The 15,564-nt window shown below is 41.6% G+C and carries 19 protein-coding genes and 1 pseudogene; 15 read left to right on the plus strand and 5 right to left on the minus strand.

Features of this window, described 5'->3' with window-relative positions; all coding sequences use genetic code 11:
* Nucleotides 1-9: 9 nt before the first annotated feature.
* The 4 genes from LI241_RS06380 to LI241_RS06395 all read left to right on the plus strand — a co-directional run bounded on the left by LI241_RS06380 (nt 10) and on the right by LI241_RS06395 (nt 2,845).
* The gene (locus tag LI241_RS06380) at nt 10-195 is read left to right on the plus strand and encodes a hypothetical protein (protein ID WP_007488117.1); all 186 of its coding nucleotides are present in this window, start codon (nt 10-12) and stop codon (nt 193-195) included.
* Nucleotides 196-284: 89 nt separating this feature from the next.
* Entirely contained in the window at nt 285-515 is a 231-nt protein-coding gene (locus LI241_RS06385) for a DNA-binding transcriptional regulator (protein ID WP_007488123.1), read from the plus strand.
* Nucleotides 487-2,442 (plus strand): recombinase family protein, encoded by a 1,956-nt coding sequence (locus tag LI241_RS06390; protein WP_227166659.1) that lies wholly within the window; start codon nt 487-489, stop codon nt 2,440-2,442. Before LI241_RS06385 ends, LI241_RS06390 begins: the two co-directional genes overlap by 29 nt.
* A gap of 31 nt (nt 2,443-2,473) precedes the next feature.
* Complete coding sequence (locus tag LI241_RS06395) at nt 2,474-2,845, plus strand: TnpV protein (protein ID WP_008689726.1); 372 nt, start codon at nt 2,474-2,476, stop codon at nt 2,843-2,845.
* A 77-nt stretch (nt 2,846-2,922) separates the two neighbouring features.
* Here the strand turns inward: LI241_RS06395 and mobQ are convergent.
* The 4 genes and pseudogenes from mobQ to LI241_RS06415 form a co-directional block, all read right to left on the minus strand.
* Nucleotides 2,923-4,631, minus strand: a pseudogene (gene mobQ, locus LI241_RS06400) (MobQ family relaxase).
* Between the two features lie 148 nt (nt 4,632-4,779).
* Nucleotides 4,780-5,001, minus strand: a complete 222-nt coding sequence (locus LI241_RS06405; RefSeq protein WP_008689723.1) for a hypothetical protein — start codon at nt 4,999-5,001, stop codon at nt 4,780-4,782.
* A 40-nt stretch (nt 5,002-5,041) separates the two neighbouring features.
* A complete protein-coding gene (locus tag LI241_RS06410; RefSeq protein WP_008689722.1) occupies nt 5,042-5,872 on the minus strand; it encodes an ATP-binding protein in 831 nt (276 codons plus the stop codon).
* Complete coding sequence (locus tag LI241_RS06415) at nt 5,869-6,372, minus strand: replication initiator protein A (RefSeq protein ID WP_227151098.1); 504 nt, start codon at nt 6,370-6,372, stop codon at nt 5,869-5,871. Before LI241_RS06415 ends, LI241_RS06410 begins: the two co-directional genes overlap by 4 nt.
* Before the next feature lie 531 nt (nt 6,373-6,903).
* On the opposite strand from LI241_RS06415, the gene LI241_RS06420 reads away from it, so the two are divergent.
* The 5 genes from LI241_RS06420 to LI241_RS06440 all read left to right on the plus strand — a co-directional run bounded on the left by LI241_RS06420 (nt 6,904) and on the right by LI241_RS06440 (nt 9,211).
* On the plus strand, nt 6,904-7,455 hold the full coding sequence (locus tag LI241_RS06420; protein WP_008689720.1) for a DUF3793 family protein: 552 nt from the start codon (nt 6,904-6,906) through the stop codon (nt 7,453-7,455).
* Between the two features lie 30 nt (nt 7,456-7,485).
* Nucleotides 7,486-7,908, plus strand: a complete 423-nt coding sequence (locus tag LI241_RS06425; RefSeq protein ID WP_008689719.1) for a flavodoxin — start codon at nt 7,486-7,488, stop codon at nt 7,906-7,908.
* Between the two features lie 157 nt (nt 7,909-8,065).
* Nucleotides 8,066-8,347: a DUF2325 domain-containing protein gene (locus LI241_RS06430; RefSeq protein WP_008689718.1), complete on the plus strand. Its 282-nt coding sequence runs from the start codon at nt 8,066-8,068 to the stop codon at nt 8,345-8,347.
* 61 nt (nt 8,348-8,408) lie between these two features.
* Nucleotides 8,409-9,020, plus strand: a complete 612-nt coding sequence (locus LI241_RS06435; RefSeq protein WP_008689717.1) for a class I SAM-dependent methyltransferase — start codon at nt 8,409-8,411, stop codon at nt 9,018-9,020.
* Nucleotides 9,017-9,211 (plus strand): hypothetical protein, encoded by a 195-nt coding sequence (locus LI241_RS06440; RefSeq protein ID WP_008978798.1) that lies wholly within the window; start codon nt 9,017-9,019, stop codon nt 9,209-9,211. The genes LI241_RS06435 and LI241_RS06440 overlap by 4 nt, the downstream gene beginning before the upstream one ends.
* Before the next feature lie 97 nt (nt 9,212-9,308).
* Here LI241_RS06440 and LI241_RS06445 read toward each other — a convergent pair whose 3' ends face one another.
* Nucleotides 9,309-9,668, minus strand: coding sequence for a metal-dependent transcriptional regulator (locus tag LI241_RS06445; protein WP_008689715.1), 360 nt, complete (start codon nt 9,666-9,668; stop codon nt 9,309-9,311).
* A 237-nt stretch (nt 9,669-9,905) separates the two neighbouring features.
* Here LI241_RS06445 and LI241_RS06450 point away from each other — a divergent pair, with 237 nt between their 5' ends.
* The 6 genes from LI241_RS06450 to LI241_RS06475 all read left to right on the plus strand — a co-directional run bounded on the left by LI241_RS06450 (nt 9,906) and on the right by LI241_RS06475 (nt 15,552).
* The gene (locus LI241_RS06450) at nt 9,906-10,118 is read left to right on the plus strand and encodes a FeoA family protein (RefSeq protein WP_008689714.1); all 213 of its coding nucleotides are present in this window, start codon (nt 9,906-9,908) and stop codon (nt 10,116-10,118) included.
* Nucleotides 10,119-10,219: 101 nt separating this feature from the next.
* Nucleotides 10,220-12,226: a ferrous iron transporter B gene (locus tag LI241_RS06455; protein ID WP_008689712.1), complete on the plus strand. Its 2,007-nt coding sequence runs from the start codon at nt 10,220-10,222 to the stop codon at nt 12,224-12,226.
* Between the two features lie 82 nt (nt 12,227-12,308).
* Complete coding sequence (locus tag LI241_RS06460; protein ID WP_008689711.1) at nt 12,309-12,686, plus strand: heavy-metal-associated domain-containing protein; 378 nt, start codon at nt 12,309-12,311, stop codon at nt 12,684-12,686.
* A gap of 31 nt (nt 12,687-12,717) precedes the next feature.
* Nucleotides 12,718-12,951: a transcriptional repressor gene (locus tag LI241_RS06465; RefSeq protein ID WP_008689709.1), complete on the plus strand. Its 234-nt coding sequence runs from the start codon at nt 12,718-12,720 to the stop codon at nt 12,949-12,951.
* Nucleotides 12,952-13,160: 209 nt separating this feature from the next.
* A complete protein-coding gene (locus tag LI241_RS06470; RefSeq protein ID WP_008689707.1) occupies nt 13,161-13,463 on the plus strand; it encodes a DUF6110 family protein in 303 nt (100 codons plus the stop codon).
* 7 nt (nt 13,464-13,470) lie between these two features.
* The gene (locus LI241_RS06475; RefSeq protein ID WP_008689705.1) at nt 13,471-15,552 is read left to right on the plus strand and encodes a heavy metal translocating P-type ATPase; all 2,082 of its coding nucleotides are present in this window, start codon (nt 13,471-13,473) and stop codon (nt 15,550-15,552) included.
* Nucleotides 15,553-15,564: the final 12 nt, after the last annotated feature.

Raw genomic sequence — 15,564 nt, forward strand, 5'->3', positions numbered from 1 at the left:
AATCGCCTATTGAAGAAATATTATGAGGAAGCGAAATATAATGCGGCATTTGACCGCTGTGTGGATGTTATGAGCCAGATGCTCCAGAAGTACGGGCATCAGGTTTTGGATAAATTAGAGCAGGATACACCGCAAACGGTGGAGTGTTCCAAGGATGATAAGCAAGCGCAGCCTTTGACGGATAAGGCTGCGTAAAAATTTACAATTTACACGTTGCGTACTTGTTGCGGCTATGCTATAATATGTACGCAACGTGTATTTTTGCTTTTTGGGAGAAAAGACGAATGGATTGTAAAAACAGAATTATTAAGTTGCGTGAAAGCACAGGACTGAACCGGAAAGATTTTTGCAAGCTCGTCCATATTCCTTACCGGACTATGACCGAGTGGGAATTGGACAACCGCCATGCACCGGATTATGTGCTTAGACTTTTGGAGTATTATATCCGCAACGAGGGATTGATGGTAAAAGAAATGAGCGAAGGAGGTGGCGATTCTGAAAAAGAAGCAACTTAAATGTTATCTATATACGAGAGTGTCCACCTCCATGCAGGTAGACGGATACAGCTTGGATGCCCAGCGGGACAAGTTGCGGAAGTATGCGGCATACGAGGATATGGTCGTTGCCGGGGAGTATTCTGACGAAGGATTTTCCGGCAAGAACATCCAAGGGAGGCAGGAGTTTCAACGGATGCTGAACGACATCCAGGACTGCAAAGACGGCGTTTCCTATGTGCTTGTCTTTAAGCTCTCCAGATTTGGCAGAAATGCAGCCGATGTTCTGAACTCTTTGCAGCTCATGCAGGATTTTGGTGTCAACCTGATTTGCGTGGAGGATGGCATTGACAGCTCCAAGGATGCCGGAAAGCTTATGATTTCCGTGCTGTCTGCGGTGGCGGAAATCGAGCGAGAGAATATCCGCACACAGACAATGGCAGGACGGGAGCAAAAGGCTCGTGAGGGCAAATGGAACGGCGGTTTCGCTCCCTATGGATACAAATTGGAAAGCGGAAACCTTGTCATTGCGGAGGATGAAGTGGAAGTAATCCGTGTTATTTATGACCGCTACATCCATACCAATGAGGGCGTTGCCGGAGTTGCTAAATATCTCAACCGCAACGGGTTTGTGAAGAAGCTGCGGCAAAATAACACCATCCCCGGATTTTCAAGGAACTTCGTGCAGGACGTACTGGATAATCCCGTTTATATGGGTAAAATTGCTTATGGCAGACGGAGAACCGAAAAGAGGCAAGGTACAAGAAATGAGATGCACGTGGTCGAGCAGTCGGAGTTCCCTGTTTACGATGGTCAGCATGAAGCCATCATTTCCGAAGAAGATTGGTATCTGGCACAGGAAAAGCGCAAGATCAATTCCTTTAAGCGGGAAAAGGTCAACAATCCAGACCACGCACACATCCTATCCGGTATTTTGAAATGCCCGTGTTGCGGAAAGAGTATGTACGGCAATATTGCCAAGGCTCATAGCAAGGACAAGAAAACACGGTATTATTACTACTGCAAAAATACGGTTACGCCGACGGGACATGAGTGCAGCTTCCGGCTGAATATCGAGCAGACGGAAATCAACAAATTTGTGGCGAAGGTCATCTCCGCTATGGTCAGCAATCCCCGATTTATAGAAGCAATTCAAGCGAAAATTGGAACGGCGGTTGATACAGAGGATATGGAAAAGCAGATCGCCGTTCTGCAAGGACAGCTAAAGCAAGCCTTTGGAACGAAAAGCCGCTTGGAGCGTCAGATGGATACTTTGGACATCAACGATGCCCACTATGACAGAAAAATTTTGGATTTGCAGCGCCGATATGATGAACAGTATGATACGATAGAAGAAATCGAAGTTCAGATTGGCGAATTGCAAAGTCAGATACGCAGCATCCAGCAGGAGAAAATCTCCGGCGATAACATTTATCGGCTCTTACTGGCATTTGATGAAGTCTACCATTCCGCAACGGAAGCAGAACAGAAAGAGTTTATGAAAGCCTTTATTGAGCGAATTGAGATGTTCCCGGAAAAGAGAAAAGACGGAAGCTGGATAAAGAAGATTGTATTCAACTTCCCTGTGCCTGTTGATGGCGAGGAAGTGAAAGAACTTCCCTTGGAAACTGAAACAACAGTCGAGACGGTTGTTCTTTTGTCCCAACAAAAACCAGATGACACGATAGAGATCGACTTAGACCTGGACGAGCTGGATGCCACCAGTGCCGAGTTGAAAGCAACCTATCAGGAAATCAAAGATTATGTGCTGAAAGAATTTGGCTTGAAGGTTTCAAGTTTATATATTTCTCAGGTAAAACGCAAATGTGGAATTGAAGTGGGAGAAAACTATAATCTTCCAAAATCAGAAAATGCAAGAGTTCCACAATGCCCGAAAGAGAAAGAAGATGCTATCAAGGCTGCCCTGAAATATTATGCGATGATCTAAGGACATCGCTGATTTCAAGGAGGAATAACACATGAAAAGCACATTTGAAAAAATGGGTGGAACCTACACACTTGGCGCAGACGGAATTTACTATCCGAATCTTGTCAGTACAGATGAAGAACCGCATTATGGGAAATACGGAATGTTGCGGAAAACATATCTGAAAGAGCATCGTCCGGCAATGTATTCACTGTATATGTTGGAAGACAGATTGACAGAACATCTGAATGCGGTGGACGATGAAACACAGGAGAAAATGGATATTCTGGTGAGTCAGATGATGGAGAAGCAGGGCATTACGGAAGAATTGAAAGCTCGTGACCAGATGGAATGGGTTAGAGCGGTAAATAATGTCCGGAATGCTGCAGAAGAGATTGTGTTGAAAGAATTGATTTACAGGTAAACAAAGGGCTGAACAGGTAGGACGAAAAATCCTATTTGTTCAGCTCTTGTGTTTATAATGGGCAAAGAAGAACCAAATTATAATTCCATATCATACGACCTTTTCTTAGTTCGAGCAGGCTGATTTCGCCGTATTTCCTGTTTCCTCTGATATTCAAGTTCCCAGGCACGATGGGAAAAAACATCAGGATCTTCCACATTGAGATAATCTACCTCATTGGCTGCAATATCACGGCGGTGATAGTCATAATACTTACCAAAAGTACCTTTGAGCTGTTCGATCAGCTTATCCCGAAAATCAGGACGTATCTGGATTCGGGTGTCCAGCAATTCTGTATACTGTTCTGGTTCAGGACGAAATTTTTCTTCCCGGAAAGCGGCGGCGTCTTTTTCAAGCTGCTTTTTGAGCGAGGTGTCCTGAGAATACAGGATATCCAGATTTTTATTCATCTGGTCATATTTCTTGGATAGATTCGTCATATCTTTATTGGTAGAGCATTCTGCCTGGAAGATTAGCTGCTCTTTCCTTGATTTCAGTTCTTCGATTTCTTCGGTAATAGTGGTAAGCTGCTGATTTAATTTTATATGCCGGATGGGATTCAAAATACTGGTTTTATCCTTTTGCACATTCAGTTCTTTCCGTTCCGTAACTTTAGCTTTGAGTTCCTTTTTAACTGTGTTGTATTTATTCAGTATTGGATTGAAATGATTCATCCAGTCATGGATCACTTCTTTTTGCATCTCATTATGAAGTAAATGATACTGTATAAAAATCATATGATTGCGGATCGCTTCTAACGTTTCAGCTATTATTGGAATAGACTTTTCTACAGCTTCAGCCAGTTTTGCTACCTTTGCTTTTAATTCTCGGAGCATTTTGTTATCCGCACGAATCTGACGGTTGATTTCACAGCGGTCTGCTATCATGCCTTTCTTTTCCATATTCTGGGCAATGTAGCCTTCATGGATGGTTGGCTGTTCGGTGATTCCCTGATCTGCAAAGCTGCGGTGATCAATGGTAGCATTTATCTGATTACGTGCAAGCATTTTATTTACGGCATCTGCCCAGTTTGCCCGCCAGATACAAAGTTGTTCATCACTGTTCCATTGTTGGGAAATAGGATTCTGTCTGCCATATCGGCTGCTCTTGGGGTGTTTATCAATTCGTTCATATCCTTTTTCCTGTGCAACAGAAGAAGTCAGATATTCTTTCTTTTTCCCAACTTTATAGCGATATTGCTTTTCCCATCCCTGTTTCTGAGCAGTTTTAAATTCAGAAGCAGTAAACCCTTTTTCTTCCCCATCTTTGATACAGAGATATTCTTTTTCTGTTTTATACTGCCATGTTCCATTTTCATTTAATGGTCGGACAGTAAGAAGAATGTGTGCATGGGGATTGTGACCATCTGTATCGTGAATGGCAAAATCAGCACACATCCCCATATCTACAAAATTTTTTTAATAAAATCTTGAAGAAGAGAAATATTGCTGTCTTTATCCAACTCAACGGGGAGTGCGACAACAAATTCTCTTGCAAGTCGGCTGTCTTTGGTCTTTTCGTTTTCTTCCACAGCATTCCAGAGTTGTTCCCGGTCATTCCATTCCAATGGAGCCATTGGAGGAAGCATCACCTCCTGATAGATCAGCCCCTGCTTTCTGGTATAGTCATGCTGGATGCCGTCATAATCATTGTACATGCGGCTACAGCTCATATAAGCAGAAGCAGCAACAGCAGACCGACCGGAACCGCGGCTGACGACTTTGGCTTGCATATGATAAATTGCCATATCTGGCACCTCCTTTCGATGTTGCCTGCAACAGCGGATAAAGCCCTCGGCAGAGCGCACGAGCCCCGAAGGGGATACCACTGCCTGATTTATCAGGTGGTGAGTAAGTGCGCCCTTCGGGATGAGAAATTGCTGGTGTCAACTAGTGTCAGATTCTTTTGAAACGGTTTAACAATTCCTGTCTGATCTGCGACGGCTCCATTGTCTGGAATTCCGGGAAGATGCTCTCCAAAACGGCACCCTCCTGAATCAGCCTGCGTGTCCGGGCATTTCGCTCTTTCACACGGTTCCGTGCCTGTGCTTCCTCTGCTCTGTGTCTTGCCTGTAATAATTCTTTTCTGATTTCTGTTTGTGTTTTTTTATCTGTCATATTGGCCTCCTTTCTTCTATGACCGTTTCCGGTCAGATTTTTAAGCAAGTAGTTTTCGGGCTTCTGACATATTAGCTACAGCGTTCAGTTCCCGGATATTCTGGTTGTTGATCTTTAGTGGGACACAACGCTCCAGAATCCGGTCATAGATCCTGCTGTGTGCTAAATCTTCCGGATGTTTTAATTCTTCCAACGTCAGATTTGTTGTAATGATCATAGGTTTCATACTGCGGTAACGGCTGTCGATTACATGGAAGACCTGTTCTAAAGCAAATTCGGAATTTCGTTCCACACCCAAATCATCAATGATCAGCAGGCTGTACTGATTTAAACTATTGATAAATTCATTCCGATCCTGCGGATATATTCCGGTCAGAGAATTTAAGATTTTGGCGAAGTTCGTCATGAGTACGGGAACCCCTTTATCTAGCAGAGCGTTTGCAACACAGCCTGCAAAAAAGGATTTCCCAGTGCCGACATCACCCCAGAGCAGCAGCCCCATGGCCTTGGATTTTATTTCCTCCCAGTGAGTAACATAATTTTTTGCCTTTTCAATTTCCGGGTTGATACCGTTATCGTGAGCAAAAGTGAATTCTCTTAAAGCCGGGTCTTGCAGACCGCTGGATTTCAGCCGGGAGATGTGTTCTAGAAATTCCTGGTGTTTTCGTTTTGCTTCTTCTTTTTCATATTGTTCCTGCTGGCATTGGCAGCGGATGATCGGAAACATGATTTTTCCTAAAAATTCTATCTTTTTCTGCCGTGGGGTGTGGCACTTGGAACAGTAGATCAGACCGTCCGTTTCGCTGATATATTCATCTTCTAAAGGCTGCCGGGGAGAAAGGTTCGGCAGTAGGTTTTGTGGTTTTATCATAGGCTTTCATCCTCCTTACATTCATAATGGCGTTTTACTGAATCATTATTTTTCTTCTCTTTATTATTAGGGGACAGTTTTCTGACTGTCTGGCGGACAGAATTCTGTCTGTCAAAGGGACGGTTTTCTGACTGTCTAACAAACAGTTTTTCTTCTGTCTGTGTTGAAAAATCAGCCGGGACTTTTACATAAATCCGGTTGGGATTCCCGGTTCCCTGACGAGCACGACAGATAAGGTCTACTTGTTCCAAAGCACTCAGAGATGTTTTGATGGTTGTCTGGCTTTTGCGAAGTGTTGCTGCCATATCTTCAATGGTGAAATAGGAGAACACATGACCTTTTTTATCAATCCAGCCGTCATTTTTTTGTGATAATCTTGCCCGGTTTAAAAGCACCATATAGAGCAGTTTTGTGGTTTCGGAGAAATCACAGTCCAGAAGAAAACTGGGAAATGCCATATATGGCGGTAGAGTACTGTTTGCAGTAAGAAAGGTTGTCATGCACTCACCTCCCCTCAGATGACGAACACTTATCTATTGCAGTATTTTTCATCTGTAACAGGACTTCCTCTTTGTGTTTTCATAAAAATCCTCCTTTCCGATAATCTTTTGTGCGGATGTTTCGCACAGGATTAGTTTATTGAAAAGAAGGGGGAATGGCATTGAGCCGGGATTGAGTGAGAATTGAGTTACAATGAACTTTCAAATATAAACAGGAATAGTTACAACGAAAAAACGGGTGTATAATCAGGTTAGTAAATATTATTTATTAATCACATCTATTTATGGATTGACAACAGTGAAAAAATAAAGTAAACTAAAGTTAGTTAAAGCTAATTAAAAAACGGCTTATGTTTAGATAATGGGATAGGTTTATAAAATTATAGAAACGTACATCTGATGTTTTTAATGAAAGCAAGGTGTGCATATTTTTTTCACATGAATTAGTTAAAACTAACTATTGATAAAGAAAACTTACTGGGTAGAGTAGATTCATTTTCAGAAAAGATGTTTAAGGAGAAGTGAAAGAAAATGTCAGAGGAAATGTTAGTATGCCATTGTTCACCTACGTTAGCAGGACTGAAAACGGGAAGTCTTTTTTCATGCCCTTATAGTTCACAAAAGATGATTATAAAAGAAATACGTGAATTTAATCAAAAACTGACACAGAAAGGGATCCGGATTATCCCGGTTCGCATATCAGACAAACGGATGCTGGTTTATGTCTATCGTCCAGAAAAGTTAAAAGAAGATTTTTCTGATGAGAAAACTCAGATCATATTGAAATGTAAGGGATATGATTGTACGAATCTATCACAGTGCATCTGCAGACTGATTCAAAAACTGCAGAGTGACCCAGACTTTCCGCATGAAATAGGTTTATTCTTAGGGTATCCGGCAGAGGATGTAAAAGGATTTATTGAGAATAAGGCGGCCTGCAGCAAATGTTCTGGGTGTTGGAAGGTGTACGGGGATGAACAGGCCGCGAGGATTCTGTTTAAAAAATATAAAAAATGCACAGAAATTTATTGCAGGAGATGGAAAAGTGGCGTGGCTGTTGAACAGCTTACGATTACTATATAATCACAAACTTCAGAAAGGAAGGTAAAAATCATGAGTAAAATTGCAGTAGTTTATTGGAGTGGCACAGGAAATACAGAAGCCATGGCAAAGGCAGTACTGGAGGGCGCGAAGGAGAAGGGGGCAGAGGTTGTATTATTAACTCCGGATGAATTTGATGTTTCTATGATGGATTCTTATGATGCGATCGCTTTTGGATGCCCGGCAATGGGAGCAGAAGTATTGGAAGAAGAGGAATTTGAACCGATGTTTGCTTCTTGTGAATCAAAACTTTCAGGAAAAAGAATTGCACTGTTTGGCTCTTATGGCTGGGGAGATGGAGAGTGGATGAGAGACTGGGAGACAAGATGCAAAGAGGCGGGAGCTGTCTTGATTTGTGAAAGCGTGATCTGCAATGAAATGCCCGATGATGAGGGGATTCAATCCTGCAAAGCGTTGGGTGAAAATCTGGATTAATAAATATTGGGGAATGCTGCGAGAAAAGATTTTAATCAGTTAATAGCAGCGTTCCCATAATACGATTTAGAACGCAACCGATGATCAAGAACGGATGATTTTGTAGATATCTGCTATCGGAGCGTTTTATGAATATATTAAAAATGGGAGGTTGGGTATGAGTGTTGTTATTATAGGCGGGCATGATAGAATGGTCTGTCAGTACAAAAAAGTTTGTAAAAGTTTTAATTGTAAAGCGAAAGTCTTTACACAGATGTCTGCAACTTTAAGTAAACAGATTGGGAATCCAGATTTGATTGTACTGTTCACGAATACGGTTTCCCATAAGATGGCCAGGTGTGCAGTGGAGGAGGCGGAACGCTGCAATGCGGATGTAGTGAGATGCCATTCAAGTAGCAAAAATGCGTTACAGGAGATTCTTGGAAGTATCTGTATGTAGCGAAATTTTTTTATATATTAAGAATAGATATTGTTTTGGTGAGTTGATAGAGGTATAGGTTATGTCTTTTTTTCAAAATACTTGTAAGCCAAAAGGAATCGGCGGCAAAATTATGGTTCATATGATGAATACTGGTCATTCATCTATGGCTGAATGGGGATTTACACATATGGAAATTCAAAGCGATAATGTATGTCTGGATATTGGATGTGGCGGTGGGGCAAATGTCAGAAAGTTATTAGAAAAAAGTCCGTATGGCAGAGTGGTTGGCATTGATCATTCAGAAATCAGTGTAGAAAAAAGCAAAAAAATCAATAAAGCAGGGATAGAAAGTAAGCGTTGTGAAATCCTGCAGGGGGATGTCATGAAACTCCCTTTCAGAGGTGAAACTTTCGATGTAATTACTGCATTTGAAACAATATATTTCTGGCCGGATATTAGTGAGGCTTTTAAGAAGGTATATAAAATTTTGAAAATCGGCGGAACGTTTATGATCTGCAATGAATCAAACGGTGAAAATCCAAAGGATGAAAAGTGGACGAAGATAATACAGGGGATGAAGATTTACAATTCTGAGCAAATAGAAAAATCTTTGGAGGATGCCGGTTTTAGAGGAGTAAAAGTAGATAAAACAAAAAAAGGTTGGATTTGTGTGGTGGTAAAAAAGTTATGAAAAGCAAAAGAAAACGATGGTATTTATTGTGGTTTGTAGGCGCAGTAATATGGCTGACTAACTTTTTTGACAGTTTCAGAAAAGATGGGGTTGATTTTGTGGTAAGCATGCAACTTTTAGCCGCAATACTCTTCTTTGCTGCAGGTATTGTTGGGCATATTCGATATAAGAAGCACGATAAAAATCAATAATGCAATACTAAATATGGAAAATGAAAAGATTTTAGAAACCGGGAAAGTATGAAATTCCCGGTTTTAAAATGCCATTCAATTTATAGTGAGAAGAGAGTTATTTGATATGCTTTTTGAGGGCTTCAAAACTTTCAGAACTAATGACATGTTCTATCCTGCATGCATCTTGTGCGGCAATATCCGGATCAACACCAAGACGTTCTAGCCAGGAAGAAAGAAGAACATGGCGTTCATAAATCTGTGTAGCTATTTCTTTTCCAGATTCAGTTAAATTAATATATCCTTCCGGAGATACCGTTATATGTCCGCTTGTACGCAGTTTCTTCATAGCCACACTTACGCTGGGTTTTTTAAAGTCTAATTCTGTAGCGATGTCCACAGAACGAACAACAGGACGTTTTTTGCTTAATATTAAAATAGTTTCCAGATAGTTTTCACCAGACGAATTTATGTGCATAGCTTGTCACCTCCTATATCATTCGGATTCTTTTATAAAAATTGTATAGTTATTGTATCATGATTCATGGTATTCAGCCAGATATATTTATAAAAGAAAAATAAAAAAGTATTAAATAATTATTGACAACTCACCGGGATTAGAATATACTAACAACGTCAAATGAGAAAAAACATCGAATAGCTGTGAGTAAATTTTAAGTATAATTGTAAAAATGACTATAAGGAGCGAGTGGATATGAATTTAACAGAAGCCAAAGAAGGGGAAGAATATATCATTAAGGAAATTTTGACAGATGATGAAGAACTGACCTCTTTTCTGTTTTCTCTTGGCTGTTACAGTGGTGAACCAATTACAGTGGTTTCTCATCTGAAGGGTGGCTGTGTAGTTTCCATTAAGGATGGGCGTTATAATATTGATACTGATCTGGCGAAAGCCATTTCAATATAATAAAAAAATAGTAGTTTCCACTATTTTTTTTGCACAAAGGTTAGTGCATACTAATAAAGATAAGATGCGTATAATTAAAGACGTCGAAAAGGAGGAGAATTATGAGGATTGCTTTTGCAGGAAATCCCAACAGTGGAAAGACGACCATGTACAATGCACTTACCGGCAGGAATGAACGTGTCGGGAACTGGGCAGGCGTTACGGTCGAAAGAAAAGAAAGTCCGATCAAGAAAGGTTATTATGACGGGACGGAGGAGTTAGTTGCGGTAGATTTGCCGGGCGCTTATTCTATGTCTCCTTTTACATCGGAAGAAAGCATTACCAGCGGATACGTCAAGAATGAGAATCCGGATGTGATCATCAATATCGTGGATGCTACGAATCTGAGCAGAAGCCTGTTTTTTACCACACAGCTTCTGGAACTTGGGATTCCAGTAGTTGTCGCACTGAATAAGAGCGATATCGTTAATAAGAAACAGACAAAAATTGACGAGAAGATTCTGTCTGAAAAGCTGGGCTGTCCGGTAATCAAGACGATTTCCACTTCTTCCGGACATGAAGGACTCAAAGAGACTGTAAATGCTGCGGCTGCATTAAGAGGAAAAGGTCAGAAAGCACCTTATGTGCAGGGGGATATTGATTTCAAAGATAAAACGGCAGTAGAAGCGGCTGACAGAAAGCGTTTTGAGTTTGTGAATGGAATTGTAAAGCAGGTAGAGAAGAGAAAAGTTTTTACAAAGGATAGAAACGTACAGGATAAGATTGACGGTATCATCACACATAAGATTATCGGTATACCGATTTTCGCAGCAGTTATCTTCCTTGTGTTCTACATATCCCAGACAACGCTCGGTACCTGGATCGCAGACTGGCTGGTGGCATGGATCGAGACTTTCCAGGGATGGGTCGGCGGACTGATGGAAAATGCAAACCCGCTTCTGTATGCACTCCTTGTAGATGGTATCATCGGTGGCGTTGGTGCAGTTGTCGGTTTCCTTCCGCTTGTTATGGTCATGTACTTCTTAATTGCATTATTGGAAGATTGTGGATACATGGCAAGAGCTACAGTAGTTCTGGATCCGATTTTTAAGAGAGTAGGGCTTTCCGGTAAATCTGTCATTCCTATGGTCATTGGTACAGGATGTGCGATTCCGGGCGTTATGGCTTGCCGTACAATCCGTAACGAAAGAGAACGTCGTACCACAGCGATGCTTACACCATTTATGCCATGTGGAGCTAAAATCCCAGTGATTGCTCTTTTTGCAGGTGCATTCTTTGCGGACGCATGGTGGGTTTCAGCAACTATGTATCTGGTGGGTATTCTCTTAGTTTTGCTTGGAGCTTTACTTGTGAAAAAGATTACAGGACAAAAATACAGAAAATCTTTCTTTATTATTGAACTTCCGGAATATAAGTTTCCAAGCTTGAAAAGGGCATGCGGCTCTATGCTGGAGCGAGGAAAAGCATATATCGTAAAAGCAGGAACGATCATTCTGGTATGCAATACGGTGGTACAGATCATGCAGAGCTTTAACTGGCAGTTCCAGCTTGTAGAAGAAGGTGCAGAAGGGACATCTATTTTGGCATCCATTGCCCATCCGTTTGCGATTTTGTTCATACCGCTTGGATTTGGAGTGTGGCAGCTTGCAGCAGCGGCAGTGACAGGTTTTATCGCAAAAGAAAACGTAGTTGGGACGCTTGCAGTAGTTTACGGTATCACAAACTTAATAGATACAGATGAACTGGCGTTGGTTGGAAGTGGGAATGAAGTAGCAACTGTTATGGGACTGACAAAGGTAGCAGCTCTTGCTTATTTGATGTTTAACCTTTACACACCACCTTGTTTTGCAGCTCTTGGAGCGATGAATTCAGAAATGAAGAGTGGAAAATGGCTGCTTGGAGGAATCTGTCTCCAACTTGCAACGGGGTATACCGTAGCTTTTGGTGTATATCAGATTGGTACATTGATCACAACAGGATCTTTTGGCACCGCATTTATTCCGGGACTTATCGCGGTTATTGTATTTGCTTTGATTATTCTCTGGAGAATCCGTAAGTCAGATAAAGAGTTTGCTTCAGAATACAGCCTGCATTCTGTAAAATCATAAAGGATAAAAGTTATAGCAGACGGTGGACAGAGAAGAAGTACTTTGTCCACCATTTTTATTAGAAAAGGATGTGAAATGCTCTATGGAAAATATGATAGCAGTTCTTGTTATTGTAATCTTAGTAGGGAGTGCAGCTGCATATCTTATTAAGGCAAAAAGAAGCGGAGTGAAATGTGTTGGATGTCCAGCGGGAGGAAATTGCAGCAGCAAAAATAAAAAGAAAAAAAAGAAATTGACGGGTCCGGTCATCGCAAAGAAAACCATGTTTATTACAGGAATGCATTGTGAACATTGTGTACAAAGTGTGACAGATAGCTTGAATCGGATTGATGGAGTCTCCGCCAGAGTAGATCTTAATAAAAGTTGTGCTGAGATATCCCTTGATCGTGAAATAGGGGAAGATATCCTGATCTGCGCAGTAGAAAAAGCAGGGTTTTTAGTTGAGTCTATTCAAAGCTAGACCGTGGTATTTCATATGGGAGAAAGCGGGTATGAACGGTGAAAAAGAAAGTATTATTATAAAACTGAAAGAAAATGGCTGCAGAATTACAAAGCAGCGTAAAATGATTTTAGATATTATCCTGGAAGACAGGTGTTCCAGCTGCAAGGAAATTTATGCCCGGGTGGTGAAACTTGACCAGAGCATTGGGATGGCAACCGTTTACCGTCTGGTAAAGGAATTGGAGAATATCGGGGTGCTTAGCAGAGAAATCGTATATAAGTAGCCTGCAAATGACAAAATTTATCAATAAGGACTGTTAGAATTGACTATCTTAAATGAAAGTTGTTACTATGAAAAAATAAACAGAGTCTTATAGAAAAGGAAGTGATGTGGTTGTGAAACAACATAGGTTTTGGGCGTGGGCGTCCGTCTTTTGCTTTTTGATGGTATTCTATACAGGCTATAAACACAAATAATCAGGAGGTACATAGGATGTTTAGTGATTCTACTTTGAAAAAAATCGGATGTTTTGTAGGAGGAGTCGTATTTGGGACTGCGGGTGTAAAGCTCCTTTCCAGTAAGGACGCAAAAAAAGTATATACAAACTGCACTGCGGCTGTACTGCGGGCAAAAGACTGTGTTATGAAGACTGCTACAACAGTGCAGGAGAACGCAGAGGATATCCTTGCAGAAGCACAACAGATCAATGAAAAGCGTGCACAGGAAGAGGCAATGCAGGTGCAGGAAGATGATGTTCAGGAGGATGGTGCGTCTGAACAGGAAGAAAACGAATAGGTAAAAGATGAGATTTCTTATCAAGCATGAAGTACAGGGCCGTCTCCGTATCCACGTTATCCGAAACCGAATGACATGTACGGAGGCGGATGTTCTTTGCTGGGCTCTTGAAAAACAGAAAAGTGTTATAAAGGTCAAAGTATATGAGCGCACCGCAGATGCTGTGATCTATTATACAGGGGACAGAGAAGAACTGATCCATAAATTAAAAAAGTTTCATTTTGAGAAAGCAGATGTTCCGGATAATGTATTATCAAGTTCAGGGCGTGCTTTAAATTCCGCATACAGGGAAAAGCTGATAGCAAAAACATTGCTCCATTATGGAGGGAAATTGCTCTTGCCAAATTCGGTGAGAAAAATATGGCTTACTTTTAAAGTGGTCCAATATATCGGAAAAGGGATTCGATGTCTGGCCAGACGGAAGATAGAGGTGCCGGTATTAGATGCTACAGCGATTGGCGTGTCCGTGCTGCGAGGAGACTTTAATACTGCCGGTTCTGTCATGTTTCTGCTGGGAATTGGAGAATTGCTGGAGGAATGGACACATAAAAAGTCTGTAGGAGATCTGGCACGCAGCATGTCTTTAAACATAAAGAAAGTATGGCTGAAAAGAGAGGAGCAGGAAATTCTTGTTCCGGCATCCGATATTTTGCCGGGTGACAGAGTGATCGTACACATGGGCAATGTAATCCCATTTGATGGAGAGGTGTCTTGCGGAGAAGGAATGGTGAACCAGGCATCTTTGACCGGAGAATCTCTTCCGGTACGAAGAACTGAGGGTCAGTCCGTATATGCAGGAACCGTTTTGGAGGAAGGAGAGTTGGAAATCATAGTCAGGGCCGTATCAGGTGCTACCCGGTTTGAAAAGATTGTGACTATGATTGAAGACTCAGAAAAGTTGAAATCCAATCTGGAAAGCAAGGCAGAGCATCTGGCGGACCGTCTGGTACCATATACGCTTCTGGGGACAGGGCTTGTCTGGGCTGTCACACGCAATATGACAAAAGCTCTTTCTGTTCTTATGGTGGATTTTTCCTGCGCATTGAAGCTGGCTATGCCGATTTCTGTCCTTTCTGCAATACGGGAAGCCGGACAGAATGGAATTACCGTAAAGGGTGGGAAGTATCTGGAGGCTGTGGCAGAGGCAGATACCATCGTATTTGATAAGACCGGTACGCTGACAAAGGCGAAACCAACTGTAAAAGAAGTCATTGTGTTTGGCGATTATCCTGAACCGGAAGCTCTGCGGATTGCTGCCTGTCTGGAAGAACACTTTCCACATTCCATGGCAAAAGCTGTCGTGGATGCTGCAAAGAGAAGAAGTCTGTATCATGAAGAAATGCATTCAAAAGTGGAGTATATTGTAGCCCATGGTATTTCCTCCTATATAGAAGGAAAGAAGACCATAATAGGGAGCAGTCATTTTGTGTTTGAGGATGAAAAGTGCCGGATACGTCCGGAATATCAGGAACGATTTGATACGCTTCCTGAAGAATACTCTCATTTGTTCCTTGCCATTGACGGAGAATTAGTTGCTGTAATCTGTATTGAAGATCCTCTCAGGGAAGAAGCCGGGGAGATGGTAAGATTTTTGAAAGAAGAAGGTGTTTCCAAGATCGTCATGATGACGGGAGACAGTGAACGTACTGCAGCATCTATTGCGAAACGAGTGGGAGTGGATGAATATTATTCCGAAGTACTTCCGGAAGATAAGGCAGGATTCATTGAAAGAGAGAAAGCGGCAGGAAGAAAAGTAGTGATGATCGGTGACGGAATCAATGATTCGCCAGCGCTTTCAGCAGCAGATGCGGGAATTGCAATCAGTGATGGAGCAGAACTTGCGCGAGAGATCGCAGACATTACGATTGCTGCTGAGGATCTGCGGGAAATCGTAGTACTGAAACGTTTGTCTAATGCGATGATGCACCGTATTCAGGGGAATTACAGGGGGATTGTCGGTATTAATGCAATGCTGATTGCACTAGGAGTGGCAGGAATTATTCAACCAACGACCTCTGCGTTACTACATAATACTTCTACTTTAGCTATCAGTTTGAAGAGTATGGGAAATTTATTGCCGACTAATTAATATAAAATATTC

It is taken from the genome of Longicatena sp. 210702-DFI.1.196 (assembly GCF_020563125.1).
Taxonomy (GTDB): domain Bacteria; phylum Bacillota_I; class Bacilli_A; order Erysipelotrichales; family Erysipelotrichaceae; genus Longicatena; species Longicatena caecimuris.